16 protein-coding genes are annotated in these 17,700 nt (G+C 57.5%); 14 read left to right on the forward strand and 2 right to left on the reverse strand.

All coding sequences use genetic code 11. The features are described 5' to 3' along the window. The first annotated feature begins 171 nt into the window (after positions 1–171). From truB to EI293_RS00290, 6 genes are all read left to right on the forward strand, one after another. Complete coding sequence (gene truB, locus EI293_RS00265) at positions 172–996, forward strand: tRNA pseudouridine(55) synthase TruB (protein WP_125434592.1); 825 nt, start codon at positions 172–174, stop codon at positions 994–996. 50 nt (positions 997–1,046) lie between these two features. Beyond that, complete coding sequence (locus tag EI293_RS00270; RefSeq protein ID WP_125434594.1) at positions 1,047–1,994, forward strand: bifunctional riboflavin kinase/FAD synthetase; 948 nt, start codon at positions 1,047–1,049, stop codon at positions 1,992–1,994. 114 nt (positions 1,995–2,108) lie between these two features. Next, positions 2,109–3,542 (forward strand): T9SS type A sorting domain-containing protein, encoded by a 1,434-nt coding sequence (locus EI293_RS00275; protein ID WP_125434596.1) that lies wholly within the window; start codon positions 2,109–2,111, stop codon positions 3,540–3,542. Positions 3,543–4,009: 467 nt separating this feature from the next. Then, positions 4,010–5,230: a T9SS type A sorting domain-containing protein gene (locus EI293_RS00280; protein ID WP_246010546.1), complete on the forward strand. Its 1,221-nt coding sequence runs from the start codon at positions 4,010–4,012 to the stop codon at positions 5,228–5,230. A gap of 67 nt (positions 5,231–5,297) precedes the next feature. Then, the gene (locus tag EI293_RS00285; RefSeq protein ID WP_125434600.1) at positions 5,298–5,993 is read left to right on the forward strand and encodes a CoA transferase subunit A; all 696 of its coding nucleotides are present in this window, start codon (positions 5,298–5,300) and stop codon (positions 5,991–5,993) included. 59 nt (positions 5,994–6,052) lie between these two features. Next, positions 6,053–6,712, forward strand: a complete 660-nt coding sequence (locus EI293_RS00290; protein WP_044002799.1) for a CoA transferase subunit B — start codon at positions 6,053–6,055, stop codon at positions 6,710–6,712. Positions 6,713–6,798: 86 nt separating this feature from the next. Here EI293_RS00290 and EI293_RS00295 read toward each other — a convergent pair whose 3' ends face one another. Next, complete coding sequence (locus tag EI293_RS00295; protein WP_125434602.1) at positions 6,799–7,275, reverse strand: hypothetical protein; 477 nt, start codon at positions 7,273–7,275, stop codon at positions 6,799–6,801. Positions 7,276–7,368: 93 nt separating this feature from the next. Between EI293_RS00295 and EI293_RS00300 the strand changes: the two genes are divergently transcribed. The 5 genes from EI293_RS00300 (at position 7,369) to EI293_RS00320 (ending at position 13,940) form a co-directional block, all read left to right on the forward strand. Continuing rightward, a complete protein-coding gene (locus EI293_RS00300) occupies positions 7,369–8,499 on the forward strand; it encodes a T9SS type A sorting domain-containing protein (protein ID WP_125434604.1) in 1,131 nt (376 codons plus the stop codon). A gap of 105 nt (positions 8,500–8,604) precedes the next feature. Further along, a complete protein-coding gene (locus EI293_RS00305) occupies positions 8,605–9,288 on the forward strand; it encodes a uracil-DNA glycosylase family protein (RefSeq protein ID WP_170170185.1) in 684 nt (227 codons plus the stop codon). A gap of 223 nt (positions 9,289–9,511) precedes the next feature. After that, positions 9,512–11,134, forward strand: a complete 1,623-nt coding sequence (locus EI293_RS00310; RefSeq protein WP_125436225.1) for a bifunctional GNAT family N-acetyltransferase/carbon-nitrogen hydrolase family protein — start codon at positions 9,512–9,514, stop codon at positions 11,132–11,134. Positions 11,135–11,357: 223 nt separating this feature from the next. After that, complete coding sequence (locus tag EI293_RS00315; protein WP_125434608.1) at positions 11,358–13,331, forward strand: DUF4394 domain-containing protein; 1,974 nt, start codon at positions 11,358–11,360, stop codon at positions 13,329–13,331. A gap of 189 nt (positions 13,332–13,520) precedes the next feature. Further along, the gene (locus EI293_RS00320) at positions 13,521–13,940 is read left to right on the forward strand and encodes an RDD family protein (protein ID WP_125434610.1); all 420 of its coding nucleotides are present in this window, start codon (positions 13,521–13,523) and stop codon (positions 13,938–13,940) included. Between the two features lie 83 nt (positions 13,941–14,023). Here the strand turns inward: EI293_RS00320 and EI293_RS00325 are convergent, their stop codons facing one another. Then, a complete protein-coding gene (locus tag EI293_RS00325) occupies positions 14,024–14,761 on the reverse strand; it encodes an RDD family protein (RefSeq protein WP_125434612.1) in 738 nt (245 codons plus the stop codon). 166 nt (positions 14,762–14,927) lie between these two features. Here EI293_RS00325 and EI293_RS00330 point away from each other — a divergent pair, with 166 nt between their 5' ends. The 3 genes from EI293_RS00330 to EI293_RS00340 all read left to right on the forward strand — a co-directional run bounded on the left by EI293_RS00330 (position 14,928) and on the right by EI293_RS00340 (position 17,697). After that, positions 14,928–15,893: a stage II sporulation protein M gene (locus EI293_RS00330; RefSeq protein ID WP_125434614.1), complete on the forward strand. Its 966-nt coding sequence runs from the start codon at positions 14,928–14,930 to the stop codon at positions 15,891–15,893. Positions 15,894–15,903: 10 nt separating this feature from the next. Next, entirely contained in the window at positions 15,904–16,809 is a 906-nt protein-coding gene (locus EI293_RS00335; RefSeq protein WP_125434616.1) for a hypothetical protein, read from the forward strand. A gap of 93 nt (positions 16,810–16,902) precedes the next feature. Continuing rightward, positions 16,903–17,697, forward strand: coding sequence for a DUF4129 domain-containing protein (locus tag EI293_RS00340; protein ID WP_125434618.1), 795 nt, complete (start codon positions 16,903–16,905; stop codon positions 17,695–17,697). Positions 17,698–17,700 lie beyond the last annotated feature (3 nt).

Below are 17,700 nucleotides of genomic sequence, written 5' to 3' on the forward strand. Positions count from 1 at the left end.
CTATCATCTTCTTTTACCATCTACCTGATTCAGCTTCATCCGTTTTACGCATGCACTTTTCGCAGCCGAAATCCGCGTAATCCTGACAATCTGCATAATCCGCGTTCCGGAGTCCGTACTTTTGCCGGCCCAGGCCGCCCGCCATGCAGGCGTGGCGGTGGGCATTGCCTTATGGAACACGCTGATTTGACCCCGGCTCCGGCCCCCGCCTTCGATTTTGAAGCCGGCGAAGTATTACTGGTTGATAAACCGCTCACCTGGTCGTCGTTCGACGTGGTGCGCAAGGTAAAAAACACCTTACGCATCAAGAAGATCGGGCACGCCGGTACCCTTGACCCACTGGCTACCGGCCTGCTCATTCTCTGTACCGGCAAGAAAACCAAGGAAATAGACCAGATTCAGGCCCAGGAAAAGGAGTACACCGGCACCTTTCGCCTCGGCCAGACGACGGCCAGCTTCGATCTGGAAACGCCCGTGGATGCTGAGTTGCCGTACGCGCATCTTACCGAAGCGGAAATCCGGGCCGCAACGGCGCAGTTTATCGGCCTGCTGAACCAAACGCCCCCACTGTTTTCGGCGGTGAAGGTAAACGGCGAGCGGGCCTACGAAGTGGCCCGTCGTGGGGGCGAAGCCGAAATCAAGAGCAAGCAGATTACCATCCGGGAGTTTGAGTTGACCCGTATTGCGCTGCCCGAAGTGGAGTTCCGTGTGAGCTGCACCAAAGGCACCTACATCCGTAGCCTGGCCCGCGACTTTGGCGCGGCCCTGGGCTGTGGGGCCCACCTCACTAAACTGGTGCGCACCCGCATTGGCGAGTATCGGTTGGCCGAGGCCCTGACGATGCCGGCAATAGAAGCCCTCCGTCCGCCCCGCCCCAAGGGTGAAGCTGAACATCCTGCCCGCCCACGTCGGGAACGGCTGCCTGAGCGTCGTGCCGGCCTGGAGTATTTCAACGCCACGCACGCTACCCCCGAGTCCTCCACTCCCGAAGCCTAGCTGGCTTTTCGGTTCGCCTCCCCTTTCCGTTCGTACGTTTTCCTTGTCCCATGCACGTCATTCACGACCCGGCGCAGTTCCCTCACCTTGGCAATGCAGTGGTAACCAGTGGCACGTTTGATGGCGTACATATCGGTCACCAACAGATTCTGCGGCGGCTGCGGGAGGCTGCCCGCCAGAGCAACGGCCCGTCTGTAGTCATTACCTACTGGCCCCATCCGCGCTTGGTGCTGGCCCCACCTCCTACCCACCCCGAGCCCCAGGACCTCTATCTGCTCAATACGCTGGAGGAGCGCGCCGCCAAGCTGGCTGAATTCGGGGTGGATTATTTGCTGATTGTGCCCTTCACCCGCGAATTTGCGGCGTGGTCGTCGGAAGAGTTTATCCAGCGGATTCTGCTTCAAACGGTGGGCACCAGCAAGCTGGTTATCGGCTACGACCACCGTTTCGGCCGCAACCGGGAGGGAGGCTTCGAGTACCTGAGTCAGCACGCGGGCCGCTACGGTATGGCGGTAGAGGAAATTCCGCGCGAAGATGTGGATGCCGTGGGCGTAAGCAGCACCCGCATCCGCCGGGCCCTCGATGCTGGTGACGTAGCCACTGCCAACCGCTACCTGGGCTACGCTTATCCGCTCACCGGCACCGTGGTAAAGGGCCGCCAGCTGGGCCGGACCATTGGGTGGCCCACGGCCAATGTGATATGTTCGGAGCCATTGAAGCTGGTGCCGGCCCAGGGCGTGTACGCCGTGCGGGCTACCACTACCACCGGTGAAACCTGGCCCGCCATGCTCAACATTGGGGTGCGCCCCACCGTGGGCGGCAATCTAGCTCAGACTACGGAAGCCCACCTGCTGGGTTTTGAAGGCGACCTGTACGACCAGAACCTGACCATCGAATTCTTGGCCCGGTTGCGCGACGAGCAGAAATTTAACGGTCTGGACGAGCTCAAAGCCCAGTTGGCCCTAGATGCGCAGGCCGCTGGCAACGCGTTGCGGTAAGCTTTTTCCAGCTACCGGAAAACTCCCAGGCTATCTGCGTATTACCTATCGGCTTGCATTACCTATCTTTCGTGTAACTGGCTGATTTCCGGCAGTTATAATATCTCTTACTCTATGAAAAGAACGTGTACTGTCTTCTTCGCCCTACTTTGCGCGGCATTTTTCCCTTCTGCGGTGCTCAGTCAGGTAATCTGGACGCACCAGTACGAATTACCCACGAATGACAGGTACGGGGCTTCGGTTCAGTTGCGTGATGGTGGCTTTTTGCTGAGCGGCACCAACTTCCCCGTTCTGGGCGCACAGTATCCGCGCACGCCTACCGTGCTGCTGTTACGCACCGATGCGCAGGGCGACACGATCTGGACCAGGAAGCAGCGCATCCGCAAGTATGCCGATGTGCGCTCCACTTTTTTGTGCGAGAATACCACGGGCCATGTGCTGATGGGCGGCTACACGGTTGCTACCACGGCTTACCCCAACCTGGATTACAATTCCTTCCTGACCCTTTTCGCCCCGAACGGTGACACGCTCTGGACCAAGGAACTGCCGCTTTCCTACGTCAATACCTACAAAGGCATCACCCTTGGTCCCGACGGTAATTTTGTGGTTGCGGCCAATGTGCAGGGCCACCCGCAACTGCAAAGCCTGAATGTAGCTGGCCAGGTTATATGGCAAACGACACTGGACTTCAGCGCGACGGAAGCCGGCAGGCTAACAGCCATGACGCCCGTTCCGAATGGCTACCTGGCGGTACTGCAGGCGGCCGATAACAGCAAGAAGTTTGTGTACGTGAGCCACAGCGGCGTACGTGGAGCGGAATACCTCAACGCGAACAGCCTCGACGAGTTGGCTCCCAACCGGCTGGTTGCGGTGGAGGACGGCAACATTGCAGTTGTACAGGGCACTACCGTGCGGAAGTTTTCACCGGACTTCACGTTGCTTTGGTCAGCCACTACGCCTTCCAATCAGCTTTCTACTATAGGAATGGCTATTGTGCGTAATACCAGCGGGCAATATGTAGTAACCGGCAATGCGTCGTCTTCCTCGCATAATATTTCCCTGGTGGCGTCTACGTACTCCGCTCAGGGGCAGTATCTGAGCACCAGAACCTTTTATTCGACCCTGAATCTGGGGACTAATAACCTGGTAGGAAACATCCATATTGACCGGGTAACGGGGGAATACGTAGTGGCCGGCAGTGGCAACATATCCAATGGTACCGCAACCTCCATCGACTATTTCCTGACCAAAGTAACCGGCGCACCGGTTCTGGCTTCACCAGTTCCCCTCCGGCGTCCTATGGCAGAAGCCTATCCCAACCCGGTGACTGCTACCCGGCAGCTGACGGTGGTGGCACCCGGCACCCTTAGCGGGCAGTTATTGCTCATCAATCCGCAGGGGCAGATAGTTCGGCAATGGGCGGCCAGAGCAGTCAGCCCCGGAAACCGCTATGCTCTTTCGCTGACCGGACTACCAGCCGGCCTGTATTTCCTGCGGCTGACGGACGCTGCACAGCAGAGCAATACGGTGAAGATTGTGGTACCGTAATCATCTGGACCGGCCGTTACGCACCTACGTCACAGAGAAGTTCATTATAGCTCCTTAAGGCTGGTTTTGCGGCCTCGGGGAGCTATTGATTCTGCATACCGTGTCCGGCCAGGAAAGCATAGTAAGGGCTCAACACCTTCAGTTATGCCCTTGAGCGTTGGCTGCTGCACCAGCCGGGCGATATTGCCTACCGATTTCACGGCGCAACCAGCGTACCAGCAGTGCGGCAGCAACCTTTACACAGCATTAACCGGGTCCGTTTGCCGATGAAACATGTATATATTTCTGTTTTTGCTGTTTTCCTGCTTTTGAGCGGCGCATTCTCAGCTGCTGCCCAGGCCATCTGGAGCAACCGATACGGCACCAGTTCGGTTGATGTGCTGAAGGCAATGCAGCCTGTGCGGGCCGGCGGTTACCTTCTCAGCGGAACTCAGGGCAGTGCTTTCGGAGGGTCAGCTTTCTTTTTGGTGCGTACCACGGCCACGGGTGATACTATCTGGACGAAAAAACAGCGTATCCGGCAGTTTACCCGGGTGGCGGCTACTGATTTGCTCTGTGAAGACAATGCCGGGCATGTCCTACTCATTGGGGCCGGGCAAGCACCGGCCCCTAGTGGCGCCGTGGTGCTGCTGCTCAACCAGGCCACCGGCGATACGCTCTGGACCAAAACCTTCACCGGGCCTGATGCACCTGATTTCGTAGATCTGGCGTGGAGCCCCGCTCAGGATTTTGTGCTGACTGCCAACGTGCAGGGACATCCTTATCTGCTGCGCATCTCATCCAGCGGACAGATTACGCAACAGGTCCTGCTCGATTACAGCCCTACGCAGGCTGGGGGCGTCAGTAGGCTGGTTCGCGGTACTGCTGGTTACTGGGTGCTACTAAGTCCTACGGTAAGCAATGCTTCTGCCACTCCGAAAGCAGTCTTTGTGAGTGATAGTGGCGTGCGCGGCCCTGAATATGCAACCACCCTCACTCTGTATTACAACGCATTGTCACCGGGTAGAGGCATCTGTAGCTTTTTACCGGTGGAGGGTGGTAATTTTTTAGTGGTAACGTCCGGTTCTATTACCAAACTCTCCCCTACGTTCACCACGCTCTGGTCGCGGGCTAGCAGCACGTATAGTATAACGGGGGCATTGGGGTTCCTGCAGGCGCAACGCAGCACAAGCGGCAATTACGTAGTAGTCGGCATTAGCCGGGCGTCGCATACTATGAGTATTGGTACTTTTAGTTTTGATCCTCAGGGTGCGTACGTGGGTTCCAAAGGATATTTTGGGGGCCTGGATTATGGTAGCGACCAGAACGCCTGCCTGCAGATTGCCCCGGTTACCGGCCACTTCGTGGTAGGAGCCAGCTTAGGCGCCGATTATCACCTGATGGCCCTTGCCGGCGACCCGGTCCTAGCGGCTACGCCACCAGCCAGATCAGCAGGCGGACGTTTGTATCCTAACCCCCTGAACGAGCAAGAGCTGCTGACGGTAGCCGTGCCCGTGCCATTGGCTGGGCTGGTTACCCTCACCGATACTCAGGGCCGGGTGCTGCGCACCTGGAACGCTGCACAGGTTGCCAAACCCAACAGTTCTTCATTTCAGGTATCGTTGCAGGGGTTGGCGGCAGGTATGTACTATCTCTGCCTGGAGGATGCAGCAAAAAGCCGGCAGATCCTGCGCGTGGAAAAGAGGTAGCCCCGCGTGCAGGGCCGGTTCGGTAGCCAATTGATAACTTGCCGGCCCAAATACCCACCCATTCTCCATGATCAACAAAGTAGTAAGCGGCCCCCAGGAAGCCCTGCGGGGTCTCACCGACGGCATGACGCTCATGCTGGGCGGCTTCGGCCTGTGCGGCATCCCGGAAAACTCCATTGAGGAGATTCTGCGCCTGGGCGCGAAGAACCTTACTTGTATCAGCAACAATGCCGGCGTCGATGACTTCGGTATCGGGCGGCTGCTGCAGACCAAGCAGGTGCGCAAGATGATTTCCAGCTACGTGGGCGAAAACGCCGAGTTTGAGCGGCAGCTGCTGTCGGGCGAACTGGAAGTGGAATTGATTCCGCAGGGCACGCTGGCCGAGCGGTGCCGGGCCGGTGGCGCGGGCATTCCGGCTTTTTACACGCCGGCCGGCTACGGCACGGAGGTAGGAGAAGGCAAGGAGAGCCGCGAGTTCAACGGCAAGATGTACCTGCTGGAAACCGCTCTGCACGCCGATTTTGCTTTCGTGAAAGCCTGGAAGGGTGACACGGCGGGCAACCTCATCTTCAAAGGCACGGCCCGCAACTTCAACCCTATGATGGCCACGGCCGGCAAAATCACGGTGGCGGAAGTAGAGGAACTGGTACCGGCCGGCGAGCTGGACCCCAACCAGATTCATACGCCCGGCATCTTCGTGCAGCGCATTTTCGAAGGCAAGAACTACGAGAAGCGCATTGAGCAACGAACGGTTCGGTCTTAGCTATAAATCAGCGCGTCATTCCTCAGCAAGCTCGGAATGACTACTCCATAACACCCACTATGGCACTCGACAAACACGGCATTGCGAAACGCATTGCGCAGGAAGTACAGAATAACTCCTACGTTAACCTCGGTATCGGCATTCCTACGCTGGTAGCCAACTACATTCCCGAGGGCATAAACGTGGAATTGCAGAGCGAAAACGGCCTGCTGGGCATGGGCCCATTCCCCACCGAAGACCAGGTAGACCCCGACCTCATCAACGCCGGTAAGCAGACCGTTACGACCCTGCCCGGCTCCAGCATCTTCAGCTCGGCCGACTCCTTCGGCATGATCCGGGGCGAGCATGTGGACCTGACAATTCTGGGCGCTATGGAGGTGTCAGAAAACGGGGATATTGCCAACTGGAAGATTCCGGGCAAAATGGTCAAGGGCATGGGCGGAGCCATGGATTTGGTGGCTTCCGCCAAGAACATCATCGTAGCTATGCAGCACGTGGCCCGTGACGGCAGCAGCAAGCTGCTGCCCGCCTGCACGCTGCCCATTACCGGCCTACGCTGCGTGAAGAAAATTGTAACCGAATTGGCCGTACTGGAGGTAACACCCGATGGATTTGTCTTGCGCGAGCGGGCTCCCGGTGTAACGGTAGAACAAATCAAAGCCGCTACGGCGGGCAAGCTGGTTATTCCGGCCGAGGTACCGGAAATGACGGGCGTGTAGGTTGCCAAATAGAGTAACGTGTCATTTGGCGCGAAGAATCTGAGGTGATTAGATAACCCGGATTCTTCGCGCCGAATGACACGTTTTTATTTTAGCCTGCGGAAGGCCTGGGCCATTATTCGCTCGGCGGCTTCCGGAGTAAAGTGCGAGAAATAGCGCAGCAGCTGGGTCACAGCCCCCGGCAGACTCAGCCCGCCAGCCTGCACGGCTTCAGCCAGATACTCGGCCAGCGTGTCGGGGTGGCCGGTAAGAGCCGGAAACTCGTGGTGGGTTTTGTAGCGGACCAGGATATTGACGCGCAGCCAGGCCGGAGCACCGGGCACCTGGGCCAGCAGGCGCTCCATCACCAGTTGCACTTCATCCATAAACAGCGTACGGACCAGGCCGTGGGGCGTGGGCACAGGCTGCCCGGCAGTAGCCACCAACAGCACGGCCGCCGGCATATCGGGCTGCCAGCCGCGCACGTCGGGCGGGGCGCACAGCCAGGCCGTGGGCGGAAACTGCTCCGGTACCTGCAGCACGGCCGCCAGGGTTTGCATACGTCGTTCTTCCGGCGGTAGCATACGGCAAGATACAACCATACGAGCGGATGCAGGCGGTTCTACCCGTCCGGCGCGTATCTTGGGCTATCCGTCAATCCTGATGCCCTGGTTCTCATGCGACACCGCTACGCCCTGTTATTTTCCGGTCTGTTTGCCGGCCTGAGCTTTACAAGCCAGGCGCAAACTTCCCCAACCATCACCCGGGCCGATATGCCGGTGCCCACCGATACGCTGCGCCAGAGCACCGCCCTACCCGCCCTGCCGGCCAGCGCGCCGCCCCTCAGCCGCAACGGCGCCAACCAGACGTGGAATTACGCGGCCTTGACAGCCACCGCCCAAAACGTAGCCAGTTTCACGACAGTCCCAGCCGAGCCGCTGTATACGTTCACATTCAACTCGGCGCTGAGTGGCAGCAACCGGGCCACCGTGGCCTCGCCGCAGGCCGTACCGCTGCCGCCCGGACTGGCCCTGCCTATCACCGAGCCGTACCAGTTCTTCAACGCTTCCAACGCTGATTTTCGCTCCGTAGGCTACGGCGGTAAGCTGGGCACCACGGCCGTACCGGCTACTTATGCTTCGGCCGCTGAACAGGACGTCATCTACCGCTTTCCGCTGAGCTACGCCAGCGCCCCCGATTCGAGCCGCTCATTTTTCAGCCTCACCGTTCCCGGCACCGGCTACCTCAGCCAACGACGTAAGCGCGTGAACCGCCCCGACGCCTGGGGGAGCCTCACAACTCCTTTCGGGGTGTTCCAGACGGTGCGCGTGGTGACTCGTATTGAAGACCACGACAGCCTTTCAGCGGGGGGTATCAACCAGGGTTTTGACTTGCCCGTGATGCGGGAGTATAAGTGGCTGGCCCAGGGACAGCACATTCCCCTGCTCACTATCACCACCACCCAGATAGCCGGCCAGGAAACCATTTCCCGCGTGGAGTACCGCGACGTGTACCGGCGGATTACGGGCCCGCTCAGAACCGCAACTGTCCTCCCAGCCTCGGCGGTAGCCGTATACCCAAACCCCATTACCGGCAATCAGCCGCTCCGGTTGCACCTGCCAGCAACGGGCCTGGTGACACTCACGGGTACCGACTTAGCCGGCCGACAGCTTTTTCAGCGGGTTACTACCCTGAAAAACGGAGAGGCCGCCGTTCCAACTGAAGCATTCGGCCGCTTCCGGGGCGTGCTGCTACTGCGGGTGCAAACTGCCGAGGGCGTGGCTGTGCGGCGGGTGGTGCGGGAGTAGCGCAAATTCAACAGACATCAAATATTATCAGCATTGAAATTCAGTACAATGACAGAAATAGGTAGTTTGCTCACACAGGTTCGGAAGTTATCTTATCCTGCTTGCATGAAGCCTGTGGCTGGAGAGGTAAAAGGTCGAGCCTTCTTTCCAGGCGGTAAGGGCACCTTCGATGATAGCTCCATCATTTCTGACAAACCAATCATGGTTGTTGGACAAGACTTTGATGTAGAAGCCAATTTTAGCAAGGCAGAAGCAGCAGGTCAGGAAAACATAAAGCAGAACCCAACTTGGCGAAACTTGCTGGCCCTACTGGAAGAAGTGAGAATTTCGCCTCAGTCGTGCTTTTTTACCAACGCCATCATGGGCGTACGGGTCGACTTATCTCCTGGGAGTCAGAATAAACAGAAGAATACTGGTGATTCCCCTGCTTTTAAGCATCCGGATTTTATCATAGAGTGTCAGGATTTTTTTCTTAAACAGCTAGAGATGCAGCGTCCCAGGCTAATACTGGTGCTTGGTAAGATGCCCGCTAAATTTCTGGCTACGATGGTAGAAGACCTTCGACCTTGGAAACAACTTCAGACTATCACTGAAATTGATAACGCTGGCCAGCAGCTTATGTGCGATGCTACGTTTAGTAACGATGTAAAAACAACGCTGGTGCTGCTGACACATCCTTCTTTCCGTCATCTCAACATTCAAAAACGTCGATACAAAAACAACCTCACTGGTGCCGAAGCGGAACTAGAGATGCTGAAAGATGCTCTGAAAACCATAAATGCTGCATAAGGTCACAGCCTAACACGCCCTGACGCCTTACTGACACTTTTTGTCACCGAAGCTGTTACGCAGCCGTACTAGTAGCAACCGGCCCGCCGGAGCTGGTACCTTTGCTCCTTTCTTCCGACTTTCATTTTTCCGCATCGATATGCCCACGAGTTCCAATGGGAAAGCTGGCGGTGGTTCCGCTAAAAAACAGACGCTGCCCGGTATGCCGGCCGCTCCTGAGTTGATGACGCCTACGGCCGTACCGGCCCATAAACTGGTGCTGCGCGCCCTCAAACGCACTGACTTTAAAGCCGTAAAGGAAATCATGGACAAGGTGTACTCCAATATGGAGGGTGCCTGGGCCCAGGATGAGTACAACGCGCTGCTGAAGAAATTTCCCGAAGGCCAGATCTGTATCGAGGACAACGGCCAGGTGGTAGCCGCCGCGCTGGCCATCATCGTGCAGTACTCCGATTTCGGTGACCGGCACACCTATTCCAAAATTACCGGCCAGGGCAAGTTCGACACCCATAACGCCGACGGCGACACGCTCTACGGCGTAGACGTATTCGTAGACCCCGAATACCGCAGCCTGCGCCTGGGCCGCCGCCTGTATGATGCCCGCAAAGAGTTGTGCGAAAACCTGAACCTACGGGCCATGGTAGCTGGGGGCCGCATTCCTGGCTACGCTGCCTACGCCAACGAAATGACGCCGGCCAAGTACGTGGAAATGGTGCGCAATAAGGAGCTCACCGACCCCATTCTCACCTTCCAGCTTTCCAACGACTTCTACGTCCGCAAGCTCATCCGCGGGTATTTGCCCTACGATTCCGAAAGCAAGGCCTACGCCACGCTGCTGGAGTGGATCAACGTGTACTACGACGAGGAATTCGACAAGCTGATCGGTAACCAGAAGTCGAACGTACGCATTGGCATTGTGCAGTGGCAGATGCGCGCCACTAAGAACCTGGAGGACTTTTTCCAGCAGATTGAATTCTTCGTGGACACCGTATCGGGCTACAAAGCTGACTGCGTGCTGTTTCCCGAGTTCTTCAATGCCCCCATGATGGCCCTCACCAACGAGGAGTCACCTTCCGTAGCCATTCGTTCGATGGCGGCCTTCACCGAGCCCATCAAAACCAAGATGATGGAGCTGGCCGTGAGCTATAACATCAACGTCATTGCCGGCTCCATGCCGCTTTATGAGGACGGCAAGCTCTACAACGTGAGCTACCTCTGCCGCCGCGACGGCACCGTGGACGAGCAGTACAAGCTGCACATTACGCCCGACGAGGCCAGCTACTGGGGCATGCGCGGCGGCGACAAGCTACGATGCTTCGACACGGATTTTGGCAAAATCGGCATTCTGATCTGCTACGACGTGGAGTTCCCCGAACTCTCGCGGATGCTCTCCGATGAAGGCATGAAAATCCTGTTCGTGCCTTTCTGGACCGACACCAAGAATGCCTACCAGCGCGTGCGCCTCTGCGCCCAGGCCCGGGCCATCGAAAACGAGTGTTACGTGGCCATTACCGGCTCGGTGGGCAACCTGCCGCGCGTAGAGAACATGGACATCCAGTACTCGCAGTCTGCCGTGTTCAGCCCCTCCGACTTTGCCTTCCCGCACGATGCCATTGTAGCCGAAGCCACCCCGAACACGGAAATGACTCTCATTGCTGACCTCGACCTGGATTTGCTCAAAGATCTTAATACGAGTGGCGCGGTACGTAACCTGCGTGACCGGCGCAAAGATCTGTACTCGCTGAGCTGGTCAAAGAAAACCGAGCGCGACGACGAATTGCTGGCCCAGGGCGAGGAGCGCGCCCCTAAAACCGCCAGTCGCCGCAAGGCCGTATCGGCGGGCTAAACCCGGCACCCACGCAACTGTATAGTAACAACGACCTGCTAGCTTTCTGGCAGGTCGTTTTGCGTGATGAAGTGTGCAGTTTTTTGGCTTTTAGGTCCCAAAAAGGCCTTGCAAGATTAAAACCACATTAACCCCTAGCTATTTACTGAAAGCACCCGTAGATACGTCCAGCATTTCGCTACTCATCAACTTCTTCTTCATTCACCAACTACTACTTTTTTTCATGTTTACACTATCTACTCGCCGCGGCGGTCTGCTGCTGGGTGCACTGGGTTTGTTGGGTTTATCTTCCGCTTCGGCCCAAACGGTTTATGGGCTGTCCAGCACCAGCTCCCCCGCCGTAGTTAATCTGGTTTCGTTTAACGCGGCTGCCCCTAGCAACCTTGCCTCGTCGGTGGCTATTACTGGCTTCACGGCAGGTCAGGCCATTGTTGGCATTGACTTCCGGCCGAATACGGGTGAGTTGTTTGCTTTAGGCTACAACCCCACCGGCACGCAGGCCCAGCTGTACACCATCAACCGTACCACCGGCGCAGTTACAGCCGTGGGCAACGCGCTGACCCTAGATTTGGGCACTAACATTCTGCGTATCGGGTTCGACTTTAACCCCACCGTGGATCGTATCCGGGTGACTGGGGGAAACCGGGCTAACTTTCGCCTGAACCCCAACAACGGCGCGCTGGCTTTCACCGACGGCACCCTGACCTACGCCCCCACCGATGCCAACGCGGCCCAGATACCCGGCGTAGGCTCCTCGGCTTATACCAACAGCTTCATTGGTGCCACCAGCACCACGCTCTACAACCTGGACGAAGCCAACAACCGCCTGGTAAGCCAAAGCCCGCCGAATGATGGGACGCTGAACACCCTTGGTACGCTAAGCATACCCATCAACAGCCAGAGCCAGCTTCAGGCTACTGATCTGGACATCTATTTCAATGCTACCACCGGCACGAATACGGCTTATTTGTCAGTGGCTACTGCATCCAGCCTTACTACGCTCTACACCATCAACCTCGCAAACGGTGCTACGACCCAGGTAGGCGACATTGGTGTAGGCTCTTTTGTGGCCATAACTGATATTGCCTTTGCCATTGACCGCCCGGCTACGCTGCCGGCCGTTACGGGCCAACTAGCCTACGCGCTGGCCGGCACCAACCTACTCACCTTCGATACCAACTCCCCCGGCACCATTCGTACTTCGGTGGGCCTAACAGGCGTGGCGACTACGCAAACCGTGGTGGGCATGGACGTACGGCCGCTGAATGGTGCGCTGTACGCGCTGGGCTACAACGCCACGGCCCAGACCGGCCAGCTCTATACCATTAACGCCACTACCGGCGTGGCCACGGCCATCAGCAGCTCACTGAGCCTGCCACTGGGCACGGGCAGCATCGGGTTTGATTTCAACCCAACGGTGGACCGCATCCGGATAGTGGGTGCGAACCGCGCCAACTTCCGCATCAACCCCAACGATGGCACGGCCGCTCCCACGGTGGATGGCACCATCACCTACGCCACCACCGATGCTAATGCCGCCGCTACCCCGGCCCTGGGCTCGGTAGCGTACACCAACAGCTTCCCCGGCGGCGCCGACGCGGCCCGTACCACTACTCTGTTCGGCTACGATGAAGCCCTGAACGTTCTCGTGCGCCAAGACCCGCCTAATGCAGGTACGCTCAACACCATCGGCGCTTCGGGCGTGACGGTAACGGCCGGCCCGAACGTGGACATTGATATTTTCAGCCCCGCCGCCGGCACCAACACAGCGTATCTGGTAGCTGCTTCGGGTACTTCGGCCAACTCCAGCCTATACTCCCTGAACCTGACTACCGGGGCCGCCACCGCGCCGGTCCTGATTGGCAACGGCATTGCCGTGCGCGACCTTGCCGTGGCCCCGGCTACCGGCGTGACCACCGGCGTCCGTCAGCCCGACGTGGCCACCGGTTTCAGCCTCTATCCGAACCCGGTAACCGACGCTGCCCGGGTAACCTTCCGCCTGCCCCGCGCCGGACAAGCCGAACTCATCCTGACTGATGCGCTGGGCCGTACCGTGGAGCGGAAAGCTACCGGCAGCCTCACCGCTGGCTCGCACACGCTCGACTGGCAGCCAGCCAACCGCCGGGCCGGCGTGTATTTCCTGCGCCTGACGGTAGATGGAGAGTCGGCTGGGACGCAGCGGGTGCTGGTGCAATAGCCCACTGTCTGCCCCAAGCTGAAGTAAACGAGCCGTCCTGTCTTCAAAGACAGGACGGCTCGTTCGTTTTATTCCGAAGCCGAAAGAGGCCGGCCGGACCGAAAGCATATTAACTATTCGTTACTTCTAGCTGACGCACATTATGTTTTTTCTATATTGGCGGTTCCTTTCATCCACAAACTTCCTTATATGGAACCTATTAACGCCCCATTCAACTCATCCAATACCAGTACTCTGGTACCAGTTAGTAAGGGCACCCGCTTTATCAATGCCTTAGTAGATGGCATCCTACTCGGGATTGTCAGCAACATCATTTCTTACACTGTACTGCGGGGCATGAACTCCGGGGTTGGCCTGAGCTTTCTGGTAAGCTTGGTATTGCAGTTTTTCTACTACTATATGCAGGAGAAAAGCAATGGCCTTACTATCGGCAAGCGCCTCACCGGCACAAAGGCCGTTATGGCCGATGGCTCGCCTCTGACGGATGAAGCCGCCCGCGCCCGGAGCCTGTGGCGGCTCATTCCGCTGTTGGATGCGCTGTCGTTTCTGTTTAGCGACCTAGGCTGGCACGACAAGTACAGCAATACCCGCGTAGTATCAGCGAAATAAGCACCTCTCTGCTCCATAAAAAAAGGCCCGCTCTATAATAGAGCGGGCCTTTTTTTATGGAGCAGAGAGGTGCACCTCAGCAGCTAGGCGTGGGGACTTTCCTGGGCAGCTAAGTGGGAATGGTCGCGCAGTATGGTGCGCAGGAACGCCTCATCCGGTAGGTCAGTACGGATGTCGGTCAGGTCTTTTACTTTAGTGGCCAATTCGTGGAGTAGCACATAGTTTTCACCGGCCAAGCCCTTTTGCAACAGCTGGCGAATAGTGGCCACGTCGTGGTCAGCGAGGCGGGCGGCGGCGGGAAATACAACTACGTAGCCAGCTTCCGTGAAGGCCGGTGCCAGCGCCCCAGCCGCTTGCCGAGGCCGCGTGCTAACTACCGAAGTGCCCGCCGCAATGTCCCCAATGCGCTGTCCTTTGCCATTCATCAGGACGACTACCAGCGCAATGAGGCCACCCATAAACGCCGTATCCACGAGGCGCAAAATCCAGCGGAGCAGGTAGTCGCCGAAGCGGGGCGTGGTACCGTCAAGGCGGATTACCTTGATATCCCGGGCCTTTTTCCCAATGCTCTGGCCGTTAAAGAATATCTCGCAGATAAGGTGATAGAACAAAGCGGGCAATACTATCAGGATAATGCCGACCACGGCTAACACGCTTTCGTTGTTAGTCATACCCAGCGCGCTGGCCAACAGTACCCAGGCAATGGCCCAGGCGAAGATGACTACGTTATCAATGATGGTGGCCAACACCCGGTCACCGGCACTGGCTACCTCGTACTCAAGCGTAACGTTTTGCGTGGTCTGGACGCGGATAGTACTCATCTGGGTAAAATAAAAGAAGACAAGGAAATACACCGTAGCCTGCGAATTTTTACCAATCTTCGCGGGTCGGGAATGTTGCGCAAAGTACAGCTTGAGCTGCTAACTTCGGTGCATCCTCTTTGAATATATCCTGCGGGTTCCGGGGCCCTGTTTTGCCCGATATTTTATGCGTGAAGCCGTATTTCTGCGTCAAAACCAAGCCCGCTGGAAGCAATATGAGCAGCGCGCCGCTAACCCGGAGGATCTGGCGGTCCGCTTCGTGGCCCTCACCGATGATCTGGCCTATGCCCAGACGTTCTATCCCGGCTCCCCCACCACGCGCTACCTCAACGACCTGACGGCCCGGCAACACCAGACGCTTTACAAGAACAAAACCGAATCGACAGGCCGATTCGTGGATTTCTGGCGGCAGGAATTACCGTTGCTGGTTGCCCGCCACCACCGCACGCTGGCCGTGGCGCTGGGCCTGTTTCTGCTATTCACCTTTATCGGAGCCCTTTCGGCGGCTTACGATGAAAGCTTTGTGCGGGTAGTGCTGGGCGACGCCTACGTAAATCGCACCCTCGAAAACATTGAGCGGGGCGACCCAATGGCCGTGTACAAGGGCATGAGCGAAACGCCCATGTTTTTGGCCATCACGCTCAATAACATTTATGTGGCTCTGCTGGCCTACGCACTGGGCGCCACGCTGGGGTTGGGCACCGTGTGGGCCCTGTTCCGCAATGGCGTAATGCTAGGCTCTTTCCAGTATTTCTTCTACCAGAAAGGTGTGCTGCTGCCGTCTGTACTCACCATCTGGATTCACGGAACCCTCGAAATATCGGCCATTGTGCTGGCGGGCGGTGCGGGCCTGGTGATGGCAAGGGGCATGCTTTTTCCCGGTACTTACTCCCGCGCCGACTCGTTCCGCCAAGCCGCCCGCGACGGCCTCAAGCTGGCCATTGGGTTAGTTCCCATTTTCATCATGGCCGGGTTTCTGGAAGGCTTCGTAACGCGCCACACCGAAATGCCGCTGTTCCTGAGCCTGCTGATTATTGGCAGTTCAGCGGCATTTATCATCTGGTATTTTGTCGTGTATCCGCGCCGGCTGGCTGCCCGCGTACCTCACCTTCCACTTCCCGCGCTTTCGTAATCTCAGAGCTATGCAACAAAAATTTACTCAAGAGGCTGATTTTCGGCAGGAACGGGACTTTGGTCAGAAGATAACGGCTACGTTCGAATTTCTCGGGGCGCACTGGCGGCCGCTGGGTAAGTGCGTTATGTACTTTGTGGTACCCGTAGCCTTACTGGCGGGCTTGGGCCTGGGTATTACCAATAACTACACCTACAACACCATGGACGGAGCACTTTCCGGTTCTGCCGTTCAAAGATTTGATAACCCTTTGGCCGGAATTGGACTGGTAGGAATGCTGTTAAGTTACGCGTTGCTGGCCGCTACTGTGTATGGGTACATCCGGCTGCGCATGGAACAGCCCGCCCACGAGCCGGTGACGCCACAGCAGGTGGGCCGCATAGTAGCTCGCCGTTTCCCGATGCTGCTGCTGGGGGCGCTAGCCGCCATTATCATCTCAATGCTGGGCACATTTTTACTCATCATCCCCGGTATCTATCTCTCGGTGGCCCTGAGCCTGATCTGGACAACGCAGGTGTTTGAGGACGCCGGCGTGGGTACCGGTATTAGCCGCAGTATGCACCTGCTAAAAGGCCACTGGTGGAGCATGCTGGGCCTGTCCATTGTCATGTCTATTATTGTAAGTATGCTGGGCATGGTGTTCTCGATAACCCAGATTTTTGCCGTGATAGGAAAATTACTGCACTGGCCTTTTTTGTCTTCCGATGTGCTGATGGTGGGTAGCAGTATTATCTCCTCGGTAGGTAGCATACTACTCTACTCGCTACTCATGGTAGCATACGCCTTTCAATACTTCAATCTGGTGGAGAAAAAGGAGGGCTTGGGCATGCGCAACATAATCGCCTCCCTGGGCTCTACGGCCGCACCCACGGTGCAAAATGCCAGTTTCCGGCCCGATGACGAGGGCGAGTACTAGCCACTAGCTACCTATCGTTGGATAGAAGTCTAGGTTCATTCATTCAAGGCTGACTCCGGCAGTCCTCTTCTTTTCGCTATTCAGTACGTGTCGTTGGCTTCTCTTTTTTCCATCGGATTACGCAGCTGGACCGGCCGCCTGCCGGTCCGGCTGCTGGTACTAATGTTGCTGCTGACCAGACCAGCAGCCGCAGCGGTTGCGCCCGACAGTACCACGCAAGCGACCATCCGCGTGCTTCCTGCCGATAACAACCCGGCCCTGCGCCTGCGCCAACCCGACGCGGAACGCCTACGGGAGCTACGCGGCCAACGTGACTTCCGCTACGTGGAGGTAAAAAGTGAACTGAGCGCCTGGGACATGCTCTGGCTACGCTTCTGGCGCTGGCTAGCCGAACTGCTGGCTACACCTTCGGGCAAATTTATCTGGCAATATGGCATTTACGCCTTTCTGGTAGTGGCGCTGGTGTTTGTGGTGCTCAAGCTGATGCAGGTGGACCTGACCCGCGCCTTTGGACGCGCCCCGCGCCGCGCCGCCTTGAGCTATGACGCCGAAACCGAAGACCTACATGCCCTCGACCTCGATGTGCTACTGACGCAGGCCGAAGAAGCACGGAATTACCGCTTGGCTGTGCGCCTGGGCTATTTGCGGGTGTTGAGGCAGCTTTCTGACAAAGGACTTATTAAGTGGCAGCCCGACAAAACCAATCATGACTACCTCTACGAATTGCCCACTGGCCCCTTGCCTGAATCCTTCCGGGAACTGACACGCCAGTTTGAGTACGTGTGGTACGGGGAGCAGGATGACCTCACAGCTGACGACTACGAGCGCGCGCGCACTACCCGGCAGGCCTTTGAGCGCCGCCTCTCGTCTACCTCACAGGCTGCCTAACTA

It is taken from the genome of Hymenobacter perfusus (assembly GCF_003944765.1).
Lineage (GTDB): Bacteria > Bacteroidota > Bacteroidia > Cytophagales > Hymenobacteraceae > Hymenobacter > Hymenobacter perfusus.